The organism is Aquimarina sp. (genome assembly GCF_977115655.1).
The window spans coordinates 1-25898 of record NZ_CDSBKO010000042.1; the positions used below are offsets into that span (position 1 = coordinate 1).

General features: G+C 31.2%; 21 protein-coding genes. 15 read left to right on the forward strand and 6 right to left on the reverse strand.

Going from position 1 to position 25898, the window contains the following annotated elements; translation table 11 throughout:
* The first annotated feature begins 538 nt into the window (after positions 1–538).
* The 4 genes from ACZIYX_RS16270 to ACZIYX_RS16285 all read left to right on the forward strand — a co-directional run bounded on the left by ACZIYX_RS16270 (position 539) and on the right by ACZIYX_RS16285 (position 6058).
* Positions 539–976 carry a hypothetical protein gene (locus ACZIYX_RS16270; RefSeq protein ID WP_462683311.1) on the forward strand — a complete coding sequence of 146 codons (438 nt, stop codon included), beginning with the start codon at positions 539–541 and terminating at the stop codon, positions 974–976.
* 615 nt (positions 977–1591) lie between these two features.
* Positions 1592–3958 carry a DUF2339 domain-containing protein gene (locus ACZIYX_RS16275; RefSeq protein WP_462683312.1) on the forward strand — a complete coding sequence of 789 codons (2367 nt, stop codon included), beginning with the start codon at positions 1592–1594 and terminating at the stop codon, positions 3956–3958.
* Positions 3942–5177: a DUF3999 family protein gene (locus ACZIYX_RS16280; RefSeq protein ID WP_462683313.1), complete on the forward strand. Its 1236-nt coding sequence runs from the start codon at positions 3942–3944 to the stop codon at positions 5175–5177. The genes ACZIYX_RS16275 and ACZIYX_RS16280 overlap by 17 nt, the downstream gene beginning before the upstream one ends.
* A 401-nt stretch (positions 5178–5578) precedes the next feature.
* Entirely contained in the window at positions 5579–6058 is a 480-nt protein-coding gene (locus ACZIYX_RS16285) for a hypothetical protein (protein ID WP_462683314.1), read from the forward strand.
* A 299-nt stretch (positions 6059–6357) separates the two neighbouring features.
* Here ACZIYX_RS16285 and ACZIYX_RS16290 read toward each other — a convergent pair whose 3' ends face one another.
* Positions 6358–6693, reverse strand: a complete 336-nt coding sequence (locus ACZIYX_RS16290; protein WP_462683315.1) for a hypothetical protein — start codon at positions 6691–6693, stop codon at positions 6358–6360.
* Between the two features lie 311 nt (positions 6694–7004).
* On the opposite strand from ACZIYX_RS16290, the gene guaB reads away from it, so the two are divergent.
* On the forward strand, positions 7005–8480 hold the full coding sequence (guaB, locus tag ACZIYX_RS16295) for an IMP dehydrogenase (RefSeq protein ID WP_462683316.1): 1476 nt from the start codon (positions 7005–7007) through the stop codon (positions 8478–8480).
* Between the two features lie 81 nt (positions 8481–8561).
* On the opposite strand, the gene ACZIYX_RS16300 is transcribed toward guaB, so the two are convergent.
* From ACZIYX_RS16300 to ACZIYX_RS16310, 3 genes are all read right to left on the reverse strand, one after another.
* Positions 8562–9080, reverse strand: a complete 519-nt coding sequence (locus tag ACZIYX_RS16300; RefSeq protein WP_462683317.1) for an OmpH/Skp family outer membrane protein — start codon at positions 9078–9080, stop codon at positions 8562–8564.
* Positions 9081–9165: 85 nt separating this feature from the next.
* Positions 9166–9405, reverse strand: coding sequence for a hypothetical protein (locus tag ACZIYX_RS16305; RefSeq protein WP_462683318.1), 240 nt, complete (start codon positions 9403–9405; stop codon positions 9166–9168).
* A gap of 76 nt (positions 9406–9481) precedes the next feature.
* Positions 9482–9937 (reverse strand): SRPBCC family protein, encoded by a 456-nt coding sequence (locus tag ACZIYX_RS16310; RefSeq protein ID WP_462683319.1) that lies wholly within the window; start codon positions 9935–9937, stop codon positions 9482–9484.
* Between the two features lie 170 nt (positions 9938–10107).
* Between ACZIYX_RS16310 and ACZIYX_RS16315 the strand changes: the two genes are divergently transcribed.
* From ACZIYX_RS16315 to ACZIYX_RS16360, 10 genes are all read left to right on the forward strand, one after another.
* Complete coding sequence (locus ACZIYX_RS16315; protein WP_462683320.1) at positions 10108–12063, forward strand: peptidylprolyl isomerase; 1956 nt, start codon at positions 10108–10110, stop codon at positions 12061–12063.
* Between the two features lie 49 nt (positions 12064–12112).
* Positions 12113–12961 carry a peptidyl-prolyl cis-trans isomerase gene (locus tag ACZIYX_RS16320; protein ID WP_462683321.1) on the forward strand — a complete coding sequence of 283 codons (849 nt, stop codon included), beginning with the start codon at positions 12113–12115 and terminating at the stop codon, positions 12959–12961.
* A complete protein-coding gene (locus tag ACZIYX_RS16325) occupies positions 12954–14402 on the forward strand; it encodes a peptidylprolyl isomerase (RefSeq protein ID WP_462683322.1) in 1449 nt (482 codons plus the stop codon). The genes ACZIYX_RS16320 and ACZIYX_RS16325 overlap by 8 nt, the downstream gene beginning before the upstream one ends.
* Before the next feature lies 1 nt (position 14403).
* The gene (locus tag ACZIYX_RS16330; protein ID WP_462683323.1) at positions 14404–15360 is read left to right on the forward strand and encodes an AAA family ATPase; all 957 of its coding nucleotides are present in this window, start codon (positions 14404–14406) and stop codon (positions 15358–15360) included.
* 545 nt (positions 15361–15905) lie between these two features.
* Positions 15906–17099, forward strand: coding sequence for an IS4 family transposase (locus tag ACZIYX_RS16335; protein WP_462683353.1), 1194 nt, complete (start codon positions 15906–15908; stop codon positions 17097–17099).
* Between the two features lie 149 nt (positions 17100–17248).
* Positions 17249–17677, forward strand: coding sequence for a hypothetical protein (locus tag ACZIYX_RS16340; protein WP_462683324.1), 429 nt, complete (start codon positions 17249–17251; stop codon positions 17675–17677).
* 903 nt (positions 17678–18580) lie between these two features.
* On the forward strand, positions 18581–20851 hold the full coding sequence (locus ACZIYX_RS16345; protein ID WP_462683325.1) for an aconitate hydratase: 2271 nt from the start codon (positions 18581–18583) through the stop codon (positions 20849–20851).
* A 344-nt stretch (positions 20852–21195) separates the two neighbouring features.
* Entirely contained in the window at positions 21196–21864 is a 669-nt protein-coding gene (locus ACZIYX_RS16350) for a Crp/Fnr family transcriptional regulator (RefSeq protein ID WP_462683354.1), read from the forward strand.
* 73 nt (positions 21865–21937) lie between these two features.
* Positions 21938–22846, forward strand: coding sequence for a hypothetical protein (locus ACZIYX_RS16355; protein ID WP_462683326.1), 909 nt, complete (start codon positions 21938–21940; stop codon positions 22844–22846).
* A gap of 563 nt (positions 22847–23409) precedes the next feature.
* Positions 23410–23970, forward strand: coding sequence for a TlpA family protein disulfide reductase (locus ACZIYX_RS16360; protein ID WP_462683327.1), 561 nt, complete (start codon positions 23410–23412; stop codon positions 23968–23970).
* A 164-nt stretch (positions 23971–24134) separates the two neighbouring features.
* On the opposite strand, the gene ACZIYX_RS16365 is transcribed toward ACZIYX_RS16360, so the two are convergent.
* Both ACZIYX_RS16365 and ACZIYX_RS16370 read right to left on the reverse strand, forming a co-directional pair.
* Positions 24135–25031 (reverse strand): MerR family transcriptional regulator, encoded by an 897-nt coding sequence (locus tag ACZIYX_RS16365; RefSeq protein WP_462683328.1) that lies wholly within the window; start codon positions 25029–25031, stop codon positions 24135–24137.
* 233 nt (positions 25032–25264) lie between these two features.
* Complete coding sequence (locus ACZIYX_RS16370) at positions 25265–25822, reverse strand: RNA polymerase sigma factor (protein ID WP_462683329.1); 558 nt, start codon at positions 25820–25822, stop codon at positions 25265–25267.
* Between the last annotated feature and the right edge of the window lie 76 nt (positions 25823–25898).

Consider the following 25898-nt stretch of genomic DNA (forward strand, 5'->3'; position numbering starts at 1 on the left):
ACAGATGAAAAAGAAATAATTTATTAGTGCTATTTCAAAGTTAAAATGGTATAAGAACAAGAAACCTTAGCTTAGTCTGAAATACGTTTATGGTAGTGAAATTCTACTAAGGATTTTGTGTCGAAAACCAACATTTGGGATTAATCGAACTAAGGTAAGAAGGTTTTGTGACCCTTTAGGTTATAATCCGGGTTAAAAAAGAAGGAAATACCCCCGAGAGCTTAAAAACAAAGGATTAAACTTAAGTTAGCCTTAAATGAAATTATTGCCATAAATAATAATACTATATTTTTTAAGGTAAAAGTTTATTCGAATATGATTTTAAATTAAAAAGGGAACATGCAAAAAATGATGTTCCCTTTTGCCATTTACGTTATAGATAAGTCAAGGGGTATATTCTTTTTTATAAAAACGTTTACATAAAAGAATACCCTACCTGTTATTTGAAGTTTTTTTTTAAATAAAAAATCATACTCATGTAATATCTAGGCATAATTGTTGATGCTTTAAAATATTTAAACTTAAAAAAAGGAGAAGAATGAAGCTAAAAAAAATAGTAAGTTTAAACTTCTTAAAATTCCGGTCTATGTATTCTAAATTTAATATAGTTATTCTCATTTTTATAACCATTATAATGAGTGGTTATAAAAATAACTTTAAACCGATCGAGGTTGGGAGTGTAAAAAACAAATGTGCTTATCAAGAAGGTTTAGAGCCTCAAAACTTAATAGGAAAATGGATTATGGATGGGGATCCGGAAACATATATAAATCTGGGAGAGAATGGTGTCGTGGTCGAAAAATCTTTAGGAGAACCTTTAAAGCGATACTGGTTAGTAAAGGATAATAAATTATGTATAAAAGCAACCCCGGCACAAAAAAACAAGGAAATGTGTTTGGATTATGAGTTGGATGAGGATAAACTTACTCTAACAATGAATGATATGGAAATTCACTATATAAGATATAGAGGGTAGTATTATTTATAATATAATAATATGATTTCTTGTTTTGGATTACAATCAAGAGATCAAATTTATAGACAACAAAAAGATCATAGAGGATAAGCAGGTACATGGATTAAGAATAATGATCCGGGAACAATTCTTGTTTTTAATACCGATTTTACCTTAACAGAAAAACCCAAAGATCATGAAATTTGCATAGGAACTTCAGATTGTATTTACTATGAAATAACAAGAACTTATCTGTTTCTTTATATAGCTGATAAAATAGTTATTTACAATAGAGATAGTAAGTGTTCATGGTTAACTAAATTCATTAATAATAGTATAAATAAAAGAAGAGGATACCTGATTTTTCAGGCACCCTCTTCTTTTATTTATAATGTTTTAAAGTCAAAAAACATCTTATATATTGTAGGATAGTGTCATTATAGAAAATATTTTTTACCTTTTCATGGTAACACTTAATTATAGGAACTTAAAAATTGTATAGAATACAGTTTTGCAGAATAAATAGTCTAATAAATTTAGAACTATATTAGGTGTCAAATATTTGATGTATAATAGAGTGTGTAAACGTAATATTTTATATTTAAAGGCTGAATAAGTGACTTAGATCATATTTATATGAAAAATAATCAAGACTATATTAATAAGCTTATAGAAGAATTAGAAAATCTTCAAAAAAAACAACAAGATTTTTCAAACCAAATACAAAATCTTAAAAACAGGGTATATGATTTACAAAACCTGTCAAAAATTGAGTCAGAACCAAAAGTAGAAGTTCCTGCAAATATTTCCAATATTCCCCAAAAGACAGAAGATAAAAATAGTGTCCCTAAATCAATTATTGAAGAACAAGTAAACAAATCAAAAGGTAAAACGGTAACCTCCCAAATTGATTCTCCAAAAAAGAAATCAAACTTAGAAAAATTTATCGGGGAAAACCTGATTAATAAAATAGGTATTGTTATTATTATAATAGGAGTTGCTATAGGTGCAAAATATAGTATAGAACATGATCTTATAGGGCCGTTAACAAGGATTGTTTTAGGGTACTTAACCGGGTTAGGGCTCATGGGAGTAGCAATAAAGCTAAAAAAGAAATACGAAAATTTTAGTGCCGTTTTAATAAGCGGGGCGATGGCAATACTTTATTTTATAACCTATTTAGCTTATGATTTATATGGGCTTATTCCGCAGATCATAACATTTATAATTATGTTATTATTTACAGTCTTTACTGTTTATGCGGCTATACAATATAACAAACAAATTATTGCACATATTGGGTTAGTAGGGGCGTATGCTGTTCCGTTTTTATTAAGTGATGGTTCAGGAAGGGTTGGGGTACTATTTAGTTATATGTCGATAATTAATATCGGAATCCTTATCATAGCAATAAAAAAATACTGGAAACCTCTTTATAGCTCATCTTTCTTCTTTACCTGGATTGTTTTTGTATCCTGGTACTTGTCTGGATATAATAAAGAGGAACACTTTGTTTTAGGGTTTATATTTCTAACGATCTTTTTTGTTATATTCTATTTAATTTTCTTGGTATATAAACTAAGAAAAAAGGAAAGTTTTAGAACAACCGATGTTGTTTTGCAACTTTTAAATTCATTTGTTTTTTATGGAATAGGTTATTCGATGTTGCAACAACATGAATTTGGTAAAGAATTGTTAGGAGTATTTACACTAGTTAATGCTATAATTCATTTTGTAGTTAGTGTAGTTGTATATAGGCTAAAATTAGTAAATCAAAACTTATTAAATTTTGTTTCGGGTATGGTTTTGGTTTATCTAACAATTACATTTCCTGTACAGTTAGATGGTAATTGGGTTACGCTATTATGGGCAGGAGAAGCGGTATTGTTATTTTGGATAGGGAGAACAAAAAAAGTTCAGTTTTATGAGATACTCTCTTATCCACTGTGGTTTCTAACTTTTTTTAGCTTGATGCATGACTGGATAACAGTTTATTATAGATATGATTCGCTATCTATAGAAACGGCTCTAATACCTGTGTTTAATGTTTATTTAATGACATCAATATTATGTATCGCAGCCTATATATCCATTTATATAATACATAACAAAGAAAAACTTACCTTTCCCTGGCCTGCACAACCTTGGTTATATACCCTTCTTACAGTTATTGCTGGGGTGTTGTTGATATGTACAAGTTATTTTGCGTTTTGGATAGAAATAGATACTTATTGGAATAGTATTTATATAAATAAAGAACAATTTTTCTTGTCTCAAAATATCCAGGAAAATCACGAGTATACTGTTTTATCTAATATTAAAAGTTTTAAAGCCATTTGGCTGCTTAATTATACCGTGCTGTTTCTTATTATTTTATCTTTTTTGAATATTAAAAAAATTAAAAATAATATTTTTGGGTATGTCACTCTAATGTTTATCTTATTTGTTCTTTTTGGATTTTTGACTCGCGGTCTTTATTTATTAAGTGAGATACGAATTAACTATTTAGATTTAAAAACAACAGAATATAAAGCCAGTTTGTTTTTTTGCATAGGGATACGATATCTTTCGTTTATGTTTTTGGCAGGGTTGTTATTTACTTTTTATAAATATGTACAACAAAAGTTTTTAGGCAGGACATTTAAGATTGCTTATGAGGTTATACTGCACTGTACATTAATTTGGGTAGTAAGCAGTGAGTTAATACATTGGTTGGATATGGCAGATTATCCAGAAACCAATAAGTTGGGATTGAGTATTTTGTGGGGAGTTTATGCGTTGTTTCTAATAGCTCTTGGAATAGGGAAAAGAAAAAAGTATTTGCGTATCCTTGCTATTATCGTATTTGGGGTTACACTCATTAAATTGTTTTTTTATGACATCTCTAATTTAGGAACAATTGCTAAAACCATTGTGTTCTTATCCTTGGGGGTACTTCTTTTAATAATCTCGTTTTTATATAATAAGTACAAACATATCATTGCAAATGAAAAAGAAGATTAATTTTATAAAACTTTTTATAGTATTGTTTGTTTTTAAAAGCCAGGCACAAATTAATCAGTACACTTATAAAAGTGTTTTGCCCGATATAGCAGATACATGGTATGCAATATACTTGCCCGAAGATATGTTTGACAGAGTTTCTCCAGATTTATCTGATATTAGAATTTATGGTATAACAAATAAAAAAGATACCATAGAGGCTCCTTATCTTTTGCGATTAAAAAGTGAAAAAGTTTCAGAAAAAGGAATACCATTTTCTGTGCTTAATACAGTATATAATGATAATGGAACTTACATAACATTAAAAATTCCATCAAAACAATCTGTTAATCAGATTCTATTGGATTTTGAAAAACCAAATTTTGACTGGTTAATTAAGTTAGAAGGAAGTCAGGATCTAAAAGAATGGTATACTATTGAAAAAGATTATCGTATTCTTTCTATTAAAAATGAATATACAGATTATCAATTCACTACACTGCGGTTTCCTGAAACAGTATATAATTATTATAGAATACATATTAATAGTAAAGAAAAGCCTGTTTTACAATCGGCAAAGGTGATAAGATATAAAGAAGAAAGTGCAGATTACCAAAAATATGATGTTACTGATTTTGCTGTCCAAAACCAAAATGATATTAAAAAAACAGTTATAGATATAACACTTAAAAACTCGGTTCCTGTAAGTTATATTTATCTTGAAACAGAGCATGCCTTTGATTACTACCGTGTATTATCCATTAAATATTTGGCAGATAGTATAAAAACCCGGTCTGGAATTTGGAAACCTTTATATCAGGAGCTTACTTCTGGAGTGTTAAGTTCTGTAGAAGAAAATGTGTTTACTTGTACAAGTACAATAGCGAAGAAAATTAGAATAACAATAGATAATTATGATAATCAACCGTTAAAAATTGGTAAAGTTGTAGTAAAAGGATACAAGCATGAGCTAGTTGCACGTTTTACCACCCCCGCTACATATTATATTGTTTATGGAAATAAAAAAGCAAAAAAACCAGTTTATGATCTTAACTATTTATCTGCAAAAATCCCTGAAAAAATATCTACAATAACCCCGGGTAAAGCACAAGTAATAAATTTTGAAAAATCCACTATTGTCCAGCCATTATTTGTAAATAAAATATGGCTTTGGAGTATAATGGTTATCGTGATTTTGGTATTAGGAGGTTTTACATTATCTATGATGAAAAAACAATAATTATATTTTATTGCCAACCCTTTTGTGTATTACCAGATTTCTAAGTTAGACTGGTATTACAAGTGTATACTTCATAAACTTGTTTCATAGGTTTTGATTAATGAATCAAAAATAACAACCTCAATGCGGAAACCCGTAAAAAAAGAAAAAGATAATTAACTAAGTTAGTGGCTTCATAAGTTTTTCATTAAAATCTTGCTATAGCGTTATTGCTGCTCAGTGCGTTATGCAAAATGCACATTAGATTCGCTATAAAAAGATTAGCTAAAATTTGTTTGCACGAAGAAGAAAAATTAAATGAAGTATACCGTGATGATTCATCTTATCAAAACATAAATGTGATACAGGTAAAATGAAATTATGGTTATTTAAAATTAGGATACAGCTATAAAAAAGAATAAATGAAGACCCAGTTAGTTACCATATTTGATATGTTGTTTGGAATGAATCTCAAAGAAAAAAATGTAGAGAATGATAGTGCGTCCAAAATCTTTTTAACGGACACAGATATTTCTTCAGGCAGAACTCTTATGATAGAAGAAGAAACTTATGCCGTATGGGCATATCTTCTTTGTGAAGATAAAGAAAATATAGATTTTGACGGTTTTTTATGTGCAGTTACAGACCCTTTTACATCTAATATAACTCCTCAGGAGATTACTCACAAAAAAAAAGATGCTCCATTACCTTTAATATTTGCAAATGAATATAGCTATGTTGAAAACTTAAAGAAAAAAGACATAAAGGTACATTGGGAAAAAGAATATGTTGCCGTGTTTATAAAAAAAGATCTATATCTTGTAATGGACACAAAAACACGATGTAGTTACTCAAAAGGTTTGATAAAAGATTGTGATTACGGAATGCAATTAAAGAAGTAATAACCTGAAAAGGTTGTATGGGATTTTTAAATTTAAAGGAATAAGGATATTGGCAAAATGTAAGCGTAACTTAATGCAATTGTTTGTGTGTATAATAGCACCTTTTATCCTCCCTGTTAAAGGTATTTAAAGACCTGAAAAAACCTAGGTGCCACTATATATTAACACACTTCCACTATTACCAGATTGTGATCCAATTACATTCTTCACAACAGATATTTTTTATACTCTCGTTCCTGGATGGCCCATGTGTTATTTGAGAGTAGTTTTACTTATGGTTTTTTCAGATCTTTTAATTACTAAGCAGCAAGCTCCCCATTGCCAACTGCTTCTTTACCTGTTTCAATAGCTCCCCATTTTGAACTTGTATTAAATTTTATAGACACAGGATTTTCATTTCTAAGGGTTTCAAGGATAGATTGTAGTTCGGTTTCATGAAAATAAATAGTTATAGTCCCGTTATTATATTGTCTGTTTTGAGGAAGTGTTTTGTTGTTTTTAATGATACCCAAATGCCCCAGGTACTGTTGGTTACAACCATATAGGTATACAAAGCCTGTTTGATATCCTCCTCCTCCTGCATAGTTACTTACAATTTGAAGGCTATAACTTTCTATTTTGTGTGAAACAATCATTATGAATGTGTTTTGAGTTTTATTGATTTTGCTTTTTCAAATGTAGGATATAATGTCTTGTCGAAGTAGAGGGAAAACACGGAGTTTGTAAGGGGGGATTTCCCCTGTAGCCTTTTTAAGGTTAAAAATATTATAAGATTGATTTTTCTTTAGTTAAACACTTTAGGTTATACTATTGCTATTTTGACGTATTGTAGGTTAAGGATGTAAAATTTTAGAGAATAGAATAATAAAGGATATTAAAATAAATAGAGATAGTTCTATATTCATTTAAAAGATGTACATTTGCACGCAATTAAATTTTAATTGCCATGACAGCACATGAATCCAAAATCGTTGGAGAAGGTTTAACCTATGACGATGTTCTTTTAGTCCCCGCTTTTTCTGAAGTATTACCCAGAGAGGTAAGTATCAGGACTAAATTCACAAAAAATATTACACTTAATGTTCCTATCGTTTCTGCAGCTATGGATACTGTAACAGAAAGTCGTATGGCAATTGCTATGGCTCAAGAAGGAGGTATAGGAGTATTGCACAAGAATATGACGATAGAAGAACAGGCAATTAAAGTACGCAAGGTAAAACGTGCCGAGAGTGGGATGATTATCGATCCTGTAACACTTCCTGTAGATGCTAAAGTGATAGATGCCAAAAATAATATGCGGGAGCATAGTATTGGAGGGATTCCTATTGTCGATAAAAACCATAAATTGATTGGTATTGTAACTAATAGAGATCTTCGTTTTGAGAAAAATGATCAACGATCAATATCAGAAGTGATGACCAGCAAAAATTTGGTTACTGTAGGAGAAGGAACATCATTGCAACAAGCCGAGGTGATCTTACAAAAGAACAAAATAGAAAAACTGCCTGTAGTTGATAAAAACAATACATTAGTTGGGCTGATTACTTTTAGAGACATAACCAAGCTAACTCTAAAACCAATGGCTAATAAAGATGAGTTGGGGCGCCTTAGGGTAGCAGCAGCAATCGGAGTTACCGGAGATGCTATTGAAAGAACAAAAGCATTGGTTAAATCTGGAGTAGATGCTATCGTTATTGATACAGCCCATGGTCATACCAAAGGAGTGGTTGCTGTTTTAAAAGAAGTAAAAGCAAAATTTCCGGAACTAGAAGTAGTAGTAGGCAATATAGCTACCGCAGAAGCAGCAAAATATTTGGTAGACGCAGGAGCAGATGCTGTAAAAGTTGGTATTGGGCCAGGTTCTATTTGTACAACAAGAGTAGTTGCCGGTGTAGGGTTCCCCCAGTTTTCGGCAGTCCTTGAAGTAGCTAATGCTATAAAAGGCTCTGGGGTGCCTGTAATTGCAGATGGAGGAATTAGATATACAGGAGATATCCCAAAAGCTATTGCCGCCGGAGCAGATACTGTAATGTTGGGGTCCCTGTTAGCAGGAACAAAAGAATCTCCTGGAGAAACCATAATATATGAAGGTAGAAAATTTAAAACATACAGAGGTATGGGATCTGTAGAAGCAATGAATAAAGGTTCCAAAGACCGGTATTTTCAAGATGTTGAAGACGATATTAAAAAATTGGTTCCGGAAGGTATTGTTGGAAGGGTAGCCTACAAAGGAGATCTTATAGAAAGTATTCATCAGTTTATAGGAGGATTGCGTGCCGGTATGGGGTATTGTGGTGCCAAGGATATTGAAGCATTGCAAAATAATGGCCGTTTTGTGAAAATTACAGCTAGTGGTATTAATGAGAGTCATCCACATGATGTAACTATAACCAAAGAAGCACCTAATTACAGTAGAAGATAATTATAGTTAAAGTATAGTAAACAAAAAACGCATCAACAGATGCGTTTTTTGTTTGATCTCTTTCAAGGGCGTTTATATTCTTTACTTTTTAGGCTCTTCTATTTTTATACCTAATTTGTTCATTACCTTTTCGGTAAGGTCGTAATTAGGATCTATATACGCCAAACCACTGGTAGTTATAGTAAATACCTGGGTAAAACTTTCAGCTTTAGCAATTTCTTCTAATGCTTTGCCAATTTTTTGATAAAGCGGCTGTAATAATTTATTTTGTTGTAATTGAACCAATTGAGCTCCATTTTGACGAAATTTTGCAATACCATCTTCCAAGCCAATGATTTCTTCTTGTTTGGTTTTTTTCATAGGCTCTGTAAAAGAAGCTACTTTTTCCTGGTACTCCTTTACCTTTAATTGATACTCATCAACTTTTACCTTCAATTCACCTTCAAGTTTAGAATTATAAGCCTTTAAGTCTTCTTGTACCTTAGTTAGTTCAGGCATTTTAGACAGAATAAAATCGGTATCGATTGTTCCGGTTTTTGATTGAGCATTTAATTGCAAACCAGCAACCAATACTAAGAAGGATATTATTACTTTTTTCATCGTGATTTTTTTTCTATTTTTTTAGTTTTTGCAAATATATAAGGTCTTATCCAATATACGTGCCATGAATTATTATTTTTAAAAACTACTCCTTGTACACTTGTCCGCGATGTGGTTTTAAAGCATCCCGCACTTTTTTCATTTCAGAATCTGTAACAATCATAAAAGCCAGACTGTGCATTTCATTTATATCTTGATAGCCTGTAATATTAAGGGATGTTTTTTCTAAATGAATATATTCTTTAAGGTGAACCTGGTGATGTTGCGCAGTTTTACTAGCATTAGGACCTTTGAAATCCCAAATTAACTTTAGTTTTTGTTCCAAAATTATCGTTGGATTAAATTGTTATACTTTTTAAGATCTAAAATAGAAAAACTTAAATAAAATCCCAGAAGATGTTCTATTTTTTAGTCAGCACACTTTTGTTTTCTTCAGCAAAAGCTTTAAAATCCTTCATATAAGTATAGGATTGTTTTTTAAAAGCTCCGGATAATATAAATCCTATAAACCTCATAGAGCCACTAAACTTAAATTCGTTTTTAGATATCCATTTAGTATTTCCGTTAGCAAGCTCTTCAAAATAATTTTCTTGAATGTTATAAACGTTATTTGTATCAAAAGTAAGGTGCAAAGTATCAGGTAAATCCAAAAGGGTTATAGTTTCTATCATCTCAATTTCACGTTTGCCTATTTTGTAAACTAGTTTAGACACAGCCCCGGTTTTTCCTTTTTCACCACTTATATGCTCCATCCTTACAAAGCCTTTTTGCCAATGTTTAAGGTTCTCTGGATTATGAAGTATTTTAATCAATTGGTTTTTAGGATGTTTTATTTCTATGCTAAGTTTATATTCCATGATTTGACGTGTGTTTACGGGGTTAAATACATAGGTACAATATATATAGATCATAAAAAAATCAAAAGCTAATACTACAATGTATATTTGCTTCGTTACAAAAGTAGTTGCAAAACATCTTATTATTATTATTATTTTTGTCCGGTTTAGGACTTTATCATATAGAAATTATGTACAAAAAGTTAGTATTGTTTTTTTTGGGGAGTATCATTTTTACAATTACAAATGCACAGCAATCAAAAGATGTGCTGTTTACAATAGATGGCTCTCCTGTCTATATATCAGAATTTAAAAGAGTGTATCTTAAAAATATACATTTAGTAAAAGATGATACTCAAAAAAATATAGATAAATATCTGGATCTGTTTGTTAATTACAAATTAAAATTAAAAGAAGCAAAATCTTTGGGATTAGATAAAAAAGAAACCTATTTAAGAGAGTTGGAAGGGTATAAAAAACAATTGGCAATGGGGTACCTTACCGATACAAGAACCTCTGAAACTTTAATAAAAGAAGCCTATGAACGCTCATTAGAGCAGGTAAATGCAAGCCATATTTTGATAGAAGTAAAACCTAATGCACCTGCAAAGGACACGCTTGCAGCATACCAAAAAATTATAGAAGCAAGAAATAAAATTAATAAAGGAGAACCATTTGATGTTGTAGCCAAAACATATAGCGAAGACCCTTCGGTTATTAATAATAGAGGGGATCTGGGATGGTTTTCTGTTTTTAAAATGGTATATCCTTTTGAGCAAGCAGCTTATAATACCAAAGTTGGAGAGGTTTCAAATCCTTTTAGAACGCAATTTGGCTATCATATATTAAAAGTCAATGGCAGAGAAAAAAAGCAAGGTGAAGTCACTGTAGCACATATTATGGTGGCAATCAATAAAAACAGAAGCTCTGACGAAGCAGAAAAAAGAATTAAAGAAATCAATCAACAACTGTTACAAGGAGTTTCTTTTGCCTCTTTGGCAAAACAATATAGTGATGATCCCAGTACAGCAATTGAGGGAGGTAAAATCAGACGCTTTGGACAAGGAGCATTAAACTCTGAAGAGTTTGAAAAAGTAGCATTTGGCCTAAAAGAGCCAGAAGAAATATCCAAGCCTGTTTTAACACAATATGGATGGCATATAATTCAATTAATAGAAAAACATCCCCCAAAAACTTTTGAAGAAGAAAAAACAGGGCTAACAGAAAAAGTAAAAAGAGATAGCAGATCAAAATTGGTAACAGAATCATTTATTCAATCTTTAAAAAAGAAATATTCGATTGTAGAAAATGAAAAAGCTATTGGTTATTTTAAAGAAACAATCCCGGAGACATTTTTTAAAGAAGAATGGAGCTTTCCTGAAGATAAAATTTTAAAAGAAGAATTGTTTAGCATAAAAAAAGAAAAATACCTGTACGAAGATTTTGTGCAATTCTTGCAAATCAATCAAAGACAAACAGGAGAATTTGTCGATGTTACAGCTTTTGTAGAAGAAATGTATAAAAAGTATGAATCATCTGTACTACTAAAATATTATGAAGAACATCTGGAAGAAGACAACGAGGATTTTGCAAATGTAATTGGAGAATATAGAGATGGTCTTTTGTTTTTTGATCTTATGGAATCCAAAATATGGAATATATCAAAAACAGATTCTATTGGGTTGAAAAAATATTATGAAGCACAAAAGGAAAATTATGCACAAAATGAAACGTATAAAATAATTAAAGCCTCCTCCTCAAAACACAAAGCAATAGATGAAGTTCGTGAATTGTTAAGGAAACAAAAAACCATTGAAGAAATAAAGAAAGAAATTAATAAAGAAAATATGGCTTTAGTTCTCTTTTCAGAAGAAGAATTGATAAAAGGAGAAGATATGTTTCCTGAAGATTTTTCTATAGAAAAAGGAGGGATCACAGTTGCAAAAGAAGATAATTTCATCACTTTGATTATGGTTAAAGAAATAGTACCTTCCAGAATTAAAACATTTGAAGAAATTAAAGGAGAAGTTATTAATGATTTTCAAGAAAGTATAGAAAAACAATGGTTAGGGCAGTTAAAAAATAAATATTCGGTAAAAATTAATGAAAGAATATTAAAAAAGGCAAAAAAAGAATTGTCCATTTAATAACTGTCACATATTCTACTTACCAATTTAATAATAAAAAATATAACGTGTGAAATATTGTAAATTGATAGTGTTATTGCTTACAATTGTTTCTTGTCAGAACTTTAGAAATCAAATTAAAGAAGAAGCAGTAGCCAGAGTTAACAAAACATATTTATATAAAAGTGATATAGAAAAACTAGTCCCCAAAAATACATCTAAGGAAGATAGTATAAATATTGTGAACAATTATATTAATACATGGGCTACCCGTCAATTATTTATTGATAAAGCAAAATTGAACCTAACCGAAGAAGAACTTAAAGAATTTGAGGATCTTGTTGAAAATTACCAAAGTACTTTGTACATAAATGCATACAAAAATGCTGTAATCAATAAATCTATAAATATGGAGATTACAGAACAAGATCTTCAGGCATATTATGAACAAAATTTAAAAAATTTTAATCTTAATGAGGAGTTAGTAAAATTACGTTACTTACATTTGCCACCAGATTACGAAAATATTGCTGCAACGCAACAACAATTGAGTCGTTTTAATAAAGAAGATGTAGAAGAGCTTAAAGAAAAAAAAATAGAGTTCCTGACATATTCGTTAAATGATTCTGTTTGGATTAAATTGGATCAAGTATTAAATAAAATCCCGATCCTGAAAAAACAGGATAAAACAAAACTCCTGAAAGAGAAAAATTTTATACAACTTAGAGACTCTACAGGAGTATATTTGGTTATGATAAAAGATATCCTTAAGCGTAAAGAAATAGCACCAATTGAATATATTAAGCCGACTATAAGGCAAATTATATTAAATAAACGAAAGCTGGAGCTTATAAAAAAAATTGAAAAAGAAATTACAAAAGATGCAGTTGAGAACAAACAATTTGAAGTTTATGATTAAAACTACAACGCTATTTGCGGTATTTACCATTGCTACAGGAATACAAATTTATGCTCAAGAAGTTATAGAAGAGGGAGCCAAAGATACCGATACTATTATAAAAAATGATACGATAAGTATTGCAGTAGATTCTGTAAAACAACCTTTTCAAAGAATGAAAATTGATGGTGTAGCCGCAGTTATTGGAGAAAATGTGATTTTAGACAGCGATATAGACATAGCATACCAACAATTAGTTAGCGAGGGGGTTTCAGCGGCAGAAGTAAGTCGTTGTGAACTAGCCGGAAGCTTGTTTGAAAGTAAATTATATGCACATCATGCAATTCAGGATAGTATAGAAGTTAAAGATGCAGAAGTTAATTCTATGGTAGACCAGCAGTTAAGTTATATGACTAACGAGTTGGGAACAGTAGAAAAAGTACTGAAGTTTTATAAAAAAGATAATCTGGCAGATTTTAAGAAAGAACTTTTTGAAATCAATAAATCTAATAGATTATCTGAACAAATGAGAACCAAAATTATTAAAGATATCGAGATTACTCCCGAAGAGATCAGAGAGTTTTTTGATGATATTCCAAAAGAAGAAAGGCCTCTTTTTGGAACAGAAATAGAGCTGGCTCAGATTGTGATAGAACCAGAAATAACAGAAGAAGAAGAACAAAAAGTAATAGATCGTTTAAAACAATTTAGAGAAGATATTGTTGAAAACGGAAGTAGTTTTGCAACAAAAGCAGTGTTGTATTCTCAAGACCCCGGATCTAAATCCACAGGAGGAAAATATACTTTGGATCGCCAAACAAACTTTGCAAAAGAATTTAAAGATGTAGCTTTTAGCTTACAAGAAGAAGAAGTAAGTGAGCCTTTTAAAACTGATTTTGGATGGCATATTATAAAAGTAGATAAGATTAGAGGAGAAGAAATAGATGTAAGACATATTCTTCTTATGGCAGAAGTTACCAGAGAAAGTGAAGAAAAAGCAAAAAAATTGATAGACTCTCTTCGTACAGCCATTGTTTCTGGAACTATAAATTTTAAAGAAGCCGCACAAAAATTTAGCGACGAAAAAGAAACTCGCGAAAACGGAGGACAATTAATAAATCCAACTACAGGGGATACACATTTTGAACTTACCAAAATTGATCCTATATTGTACGATCAAGTGTCTAAATTGAAAACAAATGAAGTTTCTTTGGTAATTCCGGATCAGGATCGTCAGGGACGTACAAAGTTTAAGTTGATAACAGTGCTTAACCGGTATGATGAGCATATAGCAGATTACGCAAAAGATTATCTCAAAATACAAGAACTGGCGCTTAGAAAAAAACAAATAGACGCTATTCGTAAATGGCAGGACGAAAAAATAATGGATACTTATATTAAAGTAAACGGAGATTATAGAAACTGCGAGTATAGTGGTAATTGGTTAAAAAAAGAAAAATAATATGTCAAACGACGTAGCGGCTGTAGAAAAACTGGTAAAAAAACATTCAGACCTGAAAAAAGAAATTTCTAAAGTAATTATTGGTCAGGAAAAAGTTATTGATCAGATACTTATTTCTGTTTTTTCTGGAGGTCATGCGTTGTTGATTGGAGTTCCGGGATTAGCAAAAACCTTGATGGTTAATACTATATCTCAAGCTTTGGGGTTGGATTTTAAAAGAATTCAATTTACCCCCGATTTAATGCCAAGCGATATCTTAGGAAGCGAGATATTAGATGAAACAAGACATTTTAAATTTATAAAAGGACCTGTGTTTTCTAATATTATCCTTGCAGACGAAATTAACCGTACACCTCCAAAAACACAAGCAGCACTATTAGAAGCAATGCAGGAAAGATCGGTTACTGTGGCTGGGCATCATTATAATTTGGATTTACCCTACTTTGTTCTGGCAACTCAAAACCCTATAGAACAAGAAGGAACCTATCCTTTGCCAGAAGCGCAACTAGACAGGTTTATGTTTGCTATAGAGTTAAAATACCCAAGCTTTCAGGAAGAAGTTGAGGTAGTTAAAAGCACCACAGGAGATACAACCAACAAAATTGAACCATTGTTTACAGCACAAGAAATTATTGACTTTCAACACTTAATACGCCGTATACCAGTAGCAGATAATGTGATAGAATACGCTGTAAGTATGGTAACCAAAACCAGACCTGATGGAGAAACCGCTACAGATTTGGTTAAAAACTATATAGATTGGGGCGCAGGACCCAGAGCTTCTCAAAACTTAGTCCTTGCAGCAAAAGCAAATGCCGCTATACAAGGAAAATTTTCTCCGGATATAGAAGATGTACAGGCAGTTGCTATGGGGATACTTCGTCATCGTATGATAAAAAATTATAAAGCCGAAGCAGAAGGTGTTAGTGTAGAAGATATCATAAATAGTTTATTCTGATTTTTATTGAGCAATACTTTTATCAACTCATTACTTTGGTTTTGATATTCGGTAACAAGTTTTTAAAGCTCAGTAGATGAATAATTATCTAAAGCAAAAAATAAAATTGGATTGACAATATTTAATATAAAACAACTTGTCTCTTCGATTTTTGTAGTAGTAACAAAAGAAATTGTATCAGGCAAGTTGGTCGTGTACAAAAGCAATCTCTGACTGTTATTCCAAACACATTTTTTACGGTACTGCATACCCCCCCCGTTTTTAACACCTCATTAAAGGTTTAATATCAAAAAAAGAGGTAATTCCTTGATACTTATCCAGAAAACAAGAATCATTTTTTTAGAAACATCCTTCCGAAACATGCAGATTCATTAATCCTTTGTGATTTTTTTGCAAAACATTAAACCCAGATTATCAATGTCGTTAAGTTAAGAAAATTAGTTATCTTTATTGTAAAGAAAAGGAATCATACGAATCCTAAATTTTTATTAGTAAAAAGGGCGGAGAAATTTTCTAAAGCCCTTTTAAAAAACATTAAAAACATAATTGAAAATGATACTACTAAGAAATCCTATCGGACTTCTGAAATCTGTTTTACCCGAAATCGTAGTTTATCTTTTTCAAGTTTAGTTTACTTTCTTCTCCAACTTGGCAAATCAAGTCTTCAACAAGAGTTAGATGTCTATTTTGATGAACATTTTTATACAAAGTCAGCATTAAATCAGCACCGGTTAAAGCTGAAACCTGAATTATTTGTAGATCTGAATAGGTTTCAATGTGATTTTTATTACAGTAAAGCAAGTCACATAAAGAAATGGAAAGGCTATCGCTTGGTTGCTATTGATGGGAGTACCATACAATTGCCATTTAGTGATAATTTAGTTGAGAATTATGGTCATTTTCAAACTCGAACTGAAAACAATAGAAAAGTAGTTTTAGCTCGGGTTTCCCAAGCCTATGATGTACTAAATCAAATTAGTATTGATGCCCAAATTGATCATTATAGAACAAGTGAACTTTCTTTTGCACATAAACACTTAGCCCATATTAATACTAAAGATTTATTGCTGATGGATAGAGGATATTCTGCATTTTGGCTTATGTCATTATTAACTAAAAAATCATGCAATTTCTTGATACGACTAAAAGCAAAGCGTTTTAAAGTTGGTAAAACTTTCTTGGCTTCTCATAAAAAAGAACAATTAATTACATTGACCCCTTCCAACGAAGCTGTTAAGAAGTGTAAAGAGGTTGGCGCACCAATAACCCCACTTCAATTAAGACTAATAAGAGTAACTATAAAAGACGGGGAGGATCAAGTTTTGATTACTAACCTAACAGATGGACAACAATATAAGCATATTGAACTTTGTAAATTATACAAGAAGAGATGGCCTGTAGAAGAATCATTTAAACACCTTAAACTAAGAGCTGAATTAGAAAACTTAAGTGGTAAAAGTCATATTACAGTGCAGCAAGATTTTCACAGGATCATTATGAGAGCTAATCTTACTACCATATTAAGTGATCAAATAACGCGAAAAGGAGTAAGAAAAATCAATCAAACTAGAAAGAAAACATATAAAATTAACAGGACACAAGCATACAGAAAAGTAAAAGTTTTAATAAAAGGAATGACCCAAGGATTTGATCAGATTTGTAAAAAAATACAGAATTATGCTATGGCGCTAATAAAACAAGTAGAAAGACATAGGCCCAATAGATCAACCCAAGAATAAAACGGTATGCCGCTAAACCAGCAAATTTTATGTGTTATAAACCTTAACTTAACGACATTGATAATCTGGGTTAAACCTTTACAAAATTTACGGGTCTTAGTATAGAACGTTCAATAATTATATTGTTTAAAAAATTAGAAAAGTAAAATATGAAAAATAACATAATATATATTCTGGTATTGTTTTTTGGGATTTTATCAGTATCTGCACAACATAAAGAAGGTCGAGCAAATCATAGAGCATTAAAAAAAGAATTTTATCAGAATTTGTCACAAGGACAAAAAGATGCATTAGATAATAAAAAAAGATTGAGAAAAGAACATAAAGAAACAATGAAAGCCAGTTTTACCAAAGACCAGTTAGCAATTGTAGAAGATGAAACACTTTCAAAACAAGAAAAAAGAAAAGCTCTCAGAAAAACTTTTAGTGATAAACAGAAAGAAATGTTTGAAAATCATAAAGCATTTATGAAGGAAGAACACAAAAAGTTTAAAACCTCATTATCAGATATACAAATAGAACAGTATGAAAAGCTGGAAAAGAAAAGATGTAAAATAAGGCAGCAAAAAAAGGGATAATTGTTTTAATCCGGATTATGCAACAGAAAATCTATTACACCTTTAATCTGCTGTAAATACAACTGTTACACTTGGTTTTTTGATTTGACCATAGCACTTTGATAAACTCAGGGTAAACTGCTATGCTAAAACTAAGAGAATTATTGTATTTATGATGTCTCAAAGTCTCATAACAAAGTTCTGTTTCATAATCCGGGCAATGTCGTTTAGTTAAGAATTTAAACTATTGATTTAAAGTCTGTTAATCATGGATTCCAGCGCAGGATGGGGGAATCCATGATGGAAGTAAAGGGGTATTTTGTTTTTACAGACATTTAATCCTCAAAAAGATACAGCTTAACTAAACGACATTGATAATTCGGGGTTAAAAATAGTTTTAGAATTGTAAAAGGCACAGCTGTAAAGCTTTGCCTTTTTTGGTTTCTCGCATAGAGGCATTAATTACCCAAAGGTTCTTCAAAATAAATAGGGTGTAAAAAACTAATGTGAGAAGTGTTTTTAGAAACACACCCAGGTGATACCGCCTGGAGGCTATGCCAATTTGACTTTGAAATCGTTCGTATAGAAATTGAATTTATACTTTAAGAATTTCAAGACAAAAAAGAAATAATTTGTTAGTATAGGTTCAAAGTTAAAATGATATTATTGATTGCAGATCTTTTTGAAGCTGTTTTTTTAACAACTACTATAACGTTTTCGTAAATTAAATTAATATAGAAACATTTTTGTGTCTTGATTTTTAATGATTTTATAGTATTCATAATTTAAAATTATGAATTTCAATAAATGACTACCCTTATTTTTTAAAAAACGCAAAAAGATAGTGTTAGAGATAATCATTTAAGAAAATCCTTTAAAATTCGTATTTTCGCAAGACTTTTCAATACTTAAAAAAAAATAGATATGGCATTTGATATCGATATGATAAAAAAGGTGTATGATCAGGTAGCAGATCGTGTTAATACAGCACGCGAAGTTACAGGTAAACCTTTAACATTGGCAGAGAAAATTTTATATTCACACCTGTGGGATGTAAAGACAGAAAAAGCATTTGTACGAGGTAAAGATTATGTTGATTTTGCACCAGACCGTATCGCTTGTCAAGATGCAACTGCACAAATGGCACTGCTACAATTTATGCAAGCAGGAAAAACTAAAGTTGCAGTACCTACAACAGTACACTGTGATCACTTAATTCAAGCAAAAGAAGGTGCGGTAAAAGATTTAAAAAATGCTAATGATATTAGTAGTGAAGTATTTAATTTCTTAGAATCTGTATCAGATAAATACGGAATTGGATTCTGGAAACCAGGAGCAGGGATTATTCATCAGGTTGTGCTAGAAAATTATGCTTTTCCTGGAGGAATGATGATTGGTACAGATTCTCACACAGTGAACGCAGGTGGTTTAGGAATGGTTGCAATTGGTGTTGGTGGAGCAGATGCTGTAGATGTTATGGCAGGCATGGCTTGGGAATTAAAATTCCCTAAGCTGATAGGTGTAAAATTAATAGGAAAGTTATCTGGTTGGACAGCACCTAAGGATGTGATTTTAAAAGTTGCAGAAATTCTTACTGTAAAAGGAGGTACTGGTGCTATAGTAGAATATTTTGGGCCAGGAGCAACATCCATGTCGTGTACAGGAAAAGGAACTATTTGTAATATGGGAGCCGAAATTGGTGCTACAACATCTACTTTTGGTTATGATGACTCTATGGAACGTTACTTGCGAGCTACAGATAGAGCAGAAGTAGCAGATGCTGCAAATAAAGTAAAAGAACACCTTACAGGAGATCCTGAAGTTTATGCAAATCCAGAAAACTATTTTGACCAAGTAATCGAAATTAATTTGTCTGAATTAGGACCATTGCTAAATGGACCATTTACCCCGGATTTATCAACAGCAGTTGGTAGTGCAATGACAGAAAAGGCAAAAGCTAATGATTGGCCAATTCAAGTAGAATGGGGATTAATAGGATCTTGTACAAATTCTTCTTACGAAGATTTATCTCGTGCCTCTTCAATCGCACAACAAGCATTAGATAAAGGTTTAAAGATGAAAGCAGAATTAGGGATTAACCCAGGCTCTGAACAAGTAAGATATACAGCAGATAGAGACGGTATTCTTGGGATATTTGAAAAACTAGATGCAAAAATATTTACTAATGCATGCGGACCTTGTATCGGACAATGGGCAAGGTATAGTGATCCTAAAAATGCTCCAAAAAATAGTATCGTACACTCTTTTAACAGAAACTTTGCTAAACGTGCAGATGGTAACCCTAATACACACGCTTTTGTTGCATCACCAGAATTAACTGCCGCAATTGCTGTAGCAGGACGACTAGACTTTAATCCATTAACAGATAAATTGATTAATGAAAATGGCGAAGAAGTAATGTTCGATGAACCAACAGGATGGGAATTACCTCCAAAAGGGTTTGATGTAAAAGATAATGGGTATTTAGCTCCAGTTGAAGATGGTAGTGGGGTAGAAGTAAAAGTAAGTCCAACTTCTGAAAGATTACAGTTATTAACACCGTTTGAACCAATAGGTAACGAGATTAAAGGAGCTAAATTACTTATAAAAGCATTTGGCAAATGTACTACAGATCATATTTCTATGGCAGGGCCATGGTTGCGTTATAGAGGGCATTTAGATAATATTTCTAATAACTGTTTAATCGGAGCTGTAAATGCATTTGGTAAAAAGACAAACTTTGTTAAAAACCAACTAACAGGAGAGTTTGGAGGGGTGCCTGATACAGCAAGAGCATATAAAGCCGCAGGAGTACCTACTATTGTTGTAGGAGATCATAACTATGGAGAAGGATCATCGCGAGAACATGCTGCAATGGAACCACGTCACTTAGGGGTTTGTGCAGTAATTGTAAAATCATTTGCCCGTATCCACGAAACAAACCTTAAAAAGCAAGGGATGCTTGGATTAACGTTTGCTAATGAAAATGATTATGACTTGATACAAGAGGATGATACTTTTGATTTTACAGATCTTGACCAATTTGCAGCAGGAAAACAGTTAACATTAGAAATTGTTCATGCAGATGGGTCTAAAGATAATGTGATGCTAAATCATACGTATAATGATTCTCAAATAGAATGGTTTAAAGAAGGTTCTGCATTAAATTTGATTAAAAAACAAAATAATCAATAATAACTAGAACCTATCTATATAAAAAAGCAAACTCCTGAAAATTAATTTTCAGGAGTTTGCTTTTTTATAACACTTGTAGCAGTAGTTACTCGTACCAGATACATCTTTTATGTATTTAACAGTGCAAAAGGTATTATATAAGCCTTGAATAAAATCCGGATAAAGAAATTGAATTATTTTTCATCTGGAGCAAAAGAAATGATTTTGGTATTTGATTTTGTTTAAAAAATAATACTGTATTTGATTTATTATTAAATAGTTGAAAGGTTTTTATGCAATAATGTAAGATTTTTCACCGTTTACGAACTAAAGAGATGAGACTAATCTTATAAAACATAAAAATGATGAGTACTATCTGGTTTTTTGAGGATGCAAATCTCCTTAAATTATTATGTCCTCATAAATTTAAGAGATATAAAGAGGAGCATGATTTTGACGCCTATAAAAAAAACGATTACATCTATTTCGAAGAAGATTCTGCCAATAAAATATATCTTATAGAGCAAGGCAAGGTAAAAATAGGATATTATGCAGATGACGGTTACGAGATAATAAAAGCAATTTTAACAAGAGGCGAGATTTTTGGGGAAAAAGCCATTCTGGGTGAAAATAAAAGGACAGAATTTGCACAATCTGTAGATAACACGACTTCAATATGTCCAATTGGGGTAGAAACAATGCATGGGCTCATGCGGGATAATCAATCGTTTAGTTTAAGAATTTATAAATTTATAGGTATGCGTTTTAAGCGCTTAGAAAGAAGGTTACAGTTACTTCTTTTTAAAGATACCAAGACAAGATTGTTAGAGTTTTTAAACGAACTTAAAGAAGATTACGGACATTGTTGCCCGGATACAGGTGATATGGTAATAGAGCACCCCTATACCCAAAAAGATATAGCTAATCTTATAGGGACATCCAGACCTACTTTAAATATTATTTTGAATGAATTAAAAGAATCTAATATTATCGATTTTAATAGAAAAGAGATTCGGTTAAAAAATGTTGCGTAGTGTTAGATGTCTAACACTTTATTACAGTCAGGGTAGATACTTTTATAGTATAATAACTATAAAAAGAAAAACCATGTTTAAAAAAACAATTATAGGAGCTTTGGTGATTGGATGTATTGCCTCTTCTTGTAACAAGGATGATGATTCTAATAATGTCCCTGCCAAATCTGATTTAACATTTAATCTTACCGGTTTAGAAGATTTAGGAAAAAACTATCTTTATGAAGGATGGATTATTGTTAATGGCGTTCCGGTTTCTACAGGTACATTTTCTGTAAATAACGAAGGTAAATTGTCTAATACCACTTTTTCTGTTATTTCAGAATCTCTTAAAAAAGCTACATCCTTTGTGTTGACAATAGAGCCTAATCCGGATCCAAACCCTGCACCAGCGGACACAAAATTATTAAAAGGGGATTTTGGAACAGGAAATACAGCAACAGTTGGGTTGGATCCTGTGGCAGAAAAGGGATTTACAGGTTCTTCGGGCAATTTTTTTTTAAGAACCCCCACAGATGAAAATTTAGGATCCGCTAATAATGGTAACGATCAGTTTGGAGTATGGTTTGGAACACCGGGAATGCCCCCTGTTGCCAGCTTGAATCTGCCAATATTAAACGCTGGATGGAAATATGAAGGATGGGTGGTATCTAATGGAGTGCCAATTTCAACAGGTACATTTACTGTGGCCAGCGCAGCAGATGATAATGCCGGGGATATTAATGGTTTTAGTGAAACAGCATCTAACGGGCCTCAATTACCAGGAGAAGACTTTTTTAGAAATGCACCAGAGGGAATAACTTTTCCATTGGATGTAAGAGAAAAAACTGTAGTAATATCTGTAGAGCCATTTCCAGATAATGCAACTGCACCATTTTTATTAAAACCATTGGTAGGTAAGGCTGGAACACAAACAGCTCCCACTAGTTACCCTTTCGAATTTAGTAATGCATCTTTTCCTTCAGGGACAGTGTCAAGATAAGTTTATTGTTTTTTGTTAACCTTAAAGCGTGATCTATGATTGCGCTTTACTAATTTATATAGTATTATGCTATTATTTACACCAGATTATCAATGTCGTTAAATCAAGAATTTAAACTATTGATTTAAAGTTTGTTAATGGTAGATTCCAGCGTAGACCTGGAATCCATAATAGAAGTAAAGGGGTATTTTGCTTTTACAGATATTTAATCCTCAAAAAACACATATTAACTAAATGATATTGAATAGATTATGTGTAAGAACTTCGTTTTGAAGCAGGAAAATAAATATATACAGGTGTCTTTTTAATTTCAGTACAGGAGTTTGCCCTGATCCCGATAAAAAGGCTGTGGTCAAATTAAAAACACAGTATAACACCTGTTTTGAAGAGCTTTTTAATTGTAATGAATTTTCTAAATATATAATCCGGTTTTAATATATAAATCCTTGGGTAATCTTATCGATTATTTATATAATTTTGTAAGTTGTTAAGGGTTTTAAGACAAACCCTACTATTGTAAAGTTAATTGGGTATTAACCACCAGGTAATCTTAATAAAAGAATATGAAATTTAATAAAAAGAATATTTCCAATGTAATTTTTGTAACCATATTAATCTTGTTTTTTATACCTAATACAAGAGGTATGATGCAAATATTTTTGACTAGATTTTTTTCTTTTAGCCCTGGACTGGTAGAGGTAGAGGAGAGGGTAAAAGTAGTGTCCTATGATTGGAAATTACATGGAGTAAACACAGAATCTATTAATTTTGACACCGCCAAAGAAAAAGTTGTTTTGATTAATTATTGGGCAACATGGTGCCCGCCATGTATTGCCGAAATGCCTTCTTTGCAAAACCTGTATAATGATTATAAGGATAAGGTTGTGTTTCTTTTTGTTACTACAGACGATGATCCCGAAATTAATAAGTTTATGAAAGACAAAAGTTATTATTATCCGATATACAGATCCTTATCAGATCATCCAAAACCTTTTGTAAACAGCCCTATTCCCCAAACATATCTTATAGATAAAAAAGGCAATATTGTTATAGATAAAACTAATGCAGCAAACTGGAACAGTGATAAAGTAAGAGAAACTATTGACAGATTATTGGCAGAATAAGATAATGTTAAATCGTTTTTGTATCTGTTTTTTGAAATGTATAAAAGAAATCAGTAACAAGCCAAAGCAGTCTCCTCTTTCTACTTATAGGATATTAAAACAAGAGGTAGAAAGCAATGAAAATCCAGAACCAATTATAGATATAAATCAAGAGTTTTTTTAAGTCATAGTTCACAAATAAATTCGTTAATAGATTCAAAATAACGGTGGTTTTTTTGGTTGCTTTTTGGGCTGTTTAATATTTGTTTTCCTAATATCCAAAACTCATTCATTTTGTCTGTACATACCACCTTATTAAACTCATTCAAATATTCGCTTATATTTTCTTTTTCAGGCTTAATTGTGAAATAAGAAATAAATATGTTGTTGTCATGAAAAGAGAGTAGGTTGGGCAGGCTGTACAAAGGTATGCTAGACCCAAGATAAATAGCTTTGTACCCATGTAAAAGAATCTCATAATGTATATATAATAATCCTAATTCATGTATTTCATTTTCAGGAAGAAAAAGTATAAAAGCCTTGTCTTTTTTTGAGGGCTTAGAGTATTGTAGTTTTTCGATGTTCAATAAAAGTTTTTGTTTTATAAGATTGGTGATAAAATGCTCATGAGATAGGCTTATAGTATTGGTTTGCCATAATAATCCTATTTCTTTAAGAAGAGGAATAAGTACATTTATAAAGATTTGTCTAAAGTTTCGTTTGCTCGCTAATTGTTCGTACGTGCCAGAAAAAAGATGCAGGTCGTAGTTTAGCATAGCTATTTTAAAAGAATTGATAGCTTGATTTTTTGTGCTATTATCAGAAACTATATTTCTTACATATTCATTGATTTCTTGATTGTTTAATTTAGATATTCGGGATATTTTATAGCCACTATTTACTAGGTAGGTTACATTAAGTAGTTTTTGAAGATTTTCTAAACTATAGGTTCTTATATTAGTTTCAGTTCGGTTAGGAGAAAGTAAGTTGTATCTTTTTTCCCAAATACGTATAGTGTGGGCTTTTATACCACAAAGATTTTCCAGATCTTTAATACTAAAGAATTGTTTAATATTGTTCATTTCTTTATTCAAATTGCTAAACAAAACTAATTAAAAGAAGTAGTTTTTTTAATTAAATGTTAAAATAATAGTAATAATTGTTAAAAATTAGATTTAATATAAAGATTCATGAGGTATTATAATAATCTCAGCATATTAGTATAACGATATGTTTTAGTTGGGGGATGTTTAATGTCTTTGGATTATCTAACTTGAATATAATTGTTTGAATTACAAGATGCAATGAGTTTTTTTTAGAAGAAAAAGATAGAAGCATTAGCTTTTAAAAAACGTAGCGCTTTACTAATGTGTACTTCTACGGTTTTTGTTGAGATTCCTAAAATATTTGCTATTTCTTTATGTTTCTTTTGCTCAAACCGGCTTAATTTAAAAACCTCTCTACATTTTTTTGGAAGCTTTTCTATAGCTTTTTCTAGTTTTAGCCAATCTGTCTCAAATTGATTTTCTTCTTCAGTGTATATTTCTAATATTGACTCCCATTTTAATGCTTCAAGAGTGCTATATTCTTTTTTTTGTTGTCTTAAATGCATTAAGAATTCATTATAACAAGCTCTGAACAGATAATTTTTTAAAGATGTAGTAATTTGTAAAGATGATTTTTTTTCCCATAGTTTAAGCATAACATTTTGTACCAGATCTTCTGATAATACAGGATCATTAGAAAGCTTGTAAACGTAGTTATATAGCCAAAAGTAGTATTGATCAAACAATGTTTTGTAACCGTTTTGATTCCCGTCTTTAAGCTCTTGAATTAGTAATTTTTCTATATATATAGTACTGTTTTTCATCATAAAACCAGTTACAAAATTAAATAAAATAAAATTAAAGTAGGGGAATTTTAGTTTTCCTGCATCTTTTAAGTAGAAA

Bases quoted from the DNA above. Each gene is read 5' to 3' on its own strand.
- ACZIYX_RS16345 (WP_462683325.1), top strand. From the start codon at position 18,581: ATGGCATTTGATATCGATATGATAAAAAAGGTGTATGATCAGGTAGCA.
- ACZIYX_RS16285 (WP_462683314.1), top strand. From the start codon at position 5,579: ATGAAGACCCAGTTAGTTACCATATTTGATATGTTGTTTGGAATGAAT.
- ACZIYX_RS16280 (WP_462683313.1), top strand. From the start codon at position 3,942: ATGAAAAAGAAGATTAATTTTATAAAACTTTTTATAGTATTGTTTGTT.
- ACZIYX_RS16370 (WP_462683329.1), bottom strand. From the start codon at position 25,822: ATGATGAAAAACAGTACTATATATATAGAAAAATTACTAATTCAAGAG.
- ACZIYX_RS16355 (WP_462683326.1), top strand. From the start codon at position 21,938: ATGTTTAAAAAAACAATTATAGGAGCTTTGGTGATTGGATGTATTGCC.
- ACZIYX_RS16325 (WP_462683322.1), top strand. From the start codon at position 12,954: ATGATTAAAACTACAACGCTATTTGCGGTATTTACCATTGCTACAGGA.
- ACZIYX_RS16275 (WP_462683312.1), top strand. From the start codon at position 1,592: ATGAAAAATAATCAAGACTATATTAATAAGCTTATAGAAGAATTAGAA.
- ACZIYX_RS16340 (WP_462683324.1), top strand. From the start codon at position 17,249: ATGAAAAATAACATAATATATATTCTGGTATTGTTTTTTGGGATTTTA.
- ACZIYX_RS16310 (WP_462683319.1), bottom strand. From the start codon at position 9,937: ATGGAATATAAACTTAGCATAGAAATAAAACATCCTAAAAACCAATTG.
- ACZIYX_RS16300 (WP_462683317.1), bottom strand. From the start codon at position 9,080: ATGAAAAAAGTAATAATATCCTTCTTAGTATTGGTTGCTGGTTTGCAA.
- ACZIYX_RS16315 (WP_462683320.1), top strand. From the start codon at position 10,108: ATGTACAAAAAGTTAGTATTGTTTTTTTTGGGGAGTATCATTTTTACA.
- ACZIYX_RS16330 (WP_462683323.1), top strand. From the start codon at position 14,404: ATGTCAAACGACGTAGCGGCTGTAGAAAAACTGGTAAAAAAACATTCA.
- ACZIYX_RS16365 (WP_462683328.1), bottom strand. From the start codon at position 25,031: ATGAACAATATTAAACAATTCTTTAGTATTAAAGATCTGGAAAATCTT.
- ACZIYX_RS16350 (WP_462683354.1), top strand. From the start codon at position 21,196: ATGAGTACTATCTGGTTTTTTGAGGATGCAAATCTCCTTAAATTATTA.
- ACZIYX_RS16360 (WP_462683327.1), top strand. From the start codon at position 23,410: ATGAAATTTAATAAAAAGAATATTTCCAATGTAATTTTTGTAACCATA.
- guaB (WP_462683316.1), top strand. From the start codon at position 7,005: ATGACAGCACATGAATCCAAAATCGTTGGAGAAGGTTTAACCTATGAC.
- ACZIYX_RS16270 (WP_462683311.1), top strand. From the start codon at position 539: ATGAAGCTAAAAAAAATAGTAAGTTTAAACTTCTTAAAATTCCGGTCT.
- ACZIYX_RS16290 (WP_462683315.1), bottom strand. From the start codon at position 6,693: ATGATTGTTTCACACAAAATAGAAAGTTATAGCCTTCAAATTGTAAGT.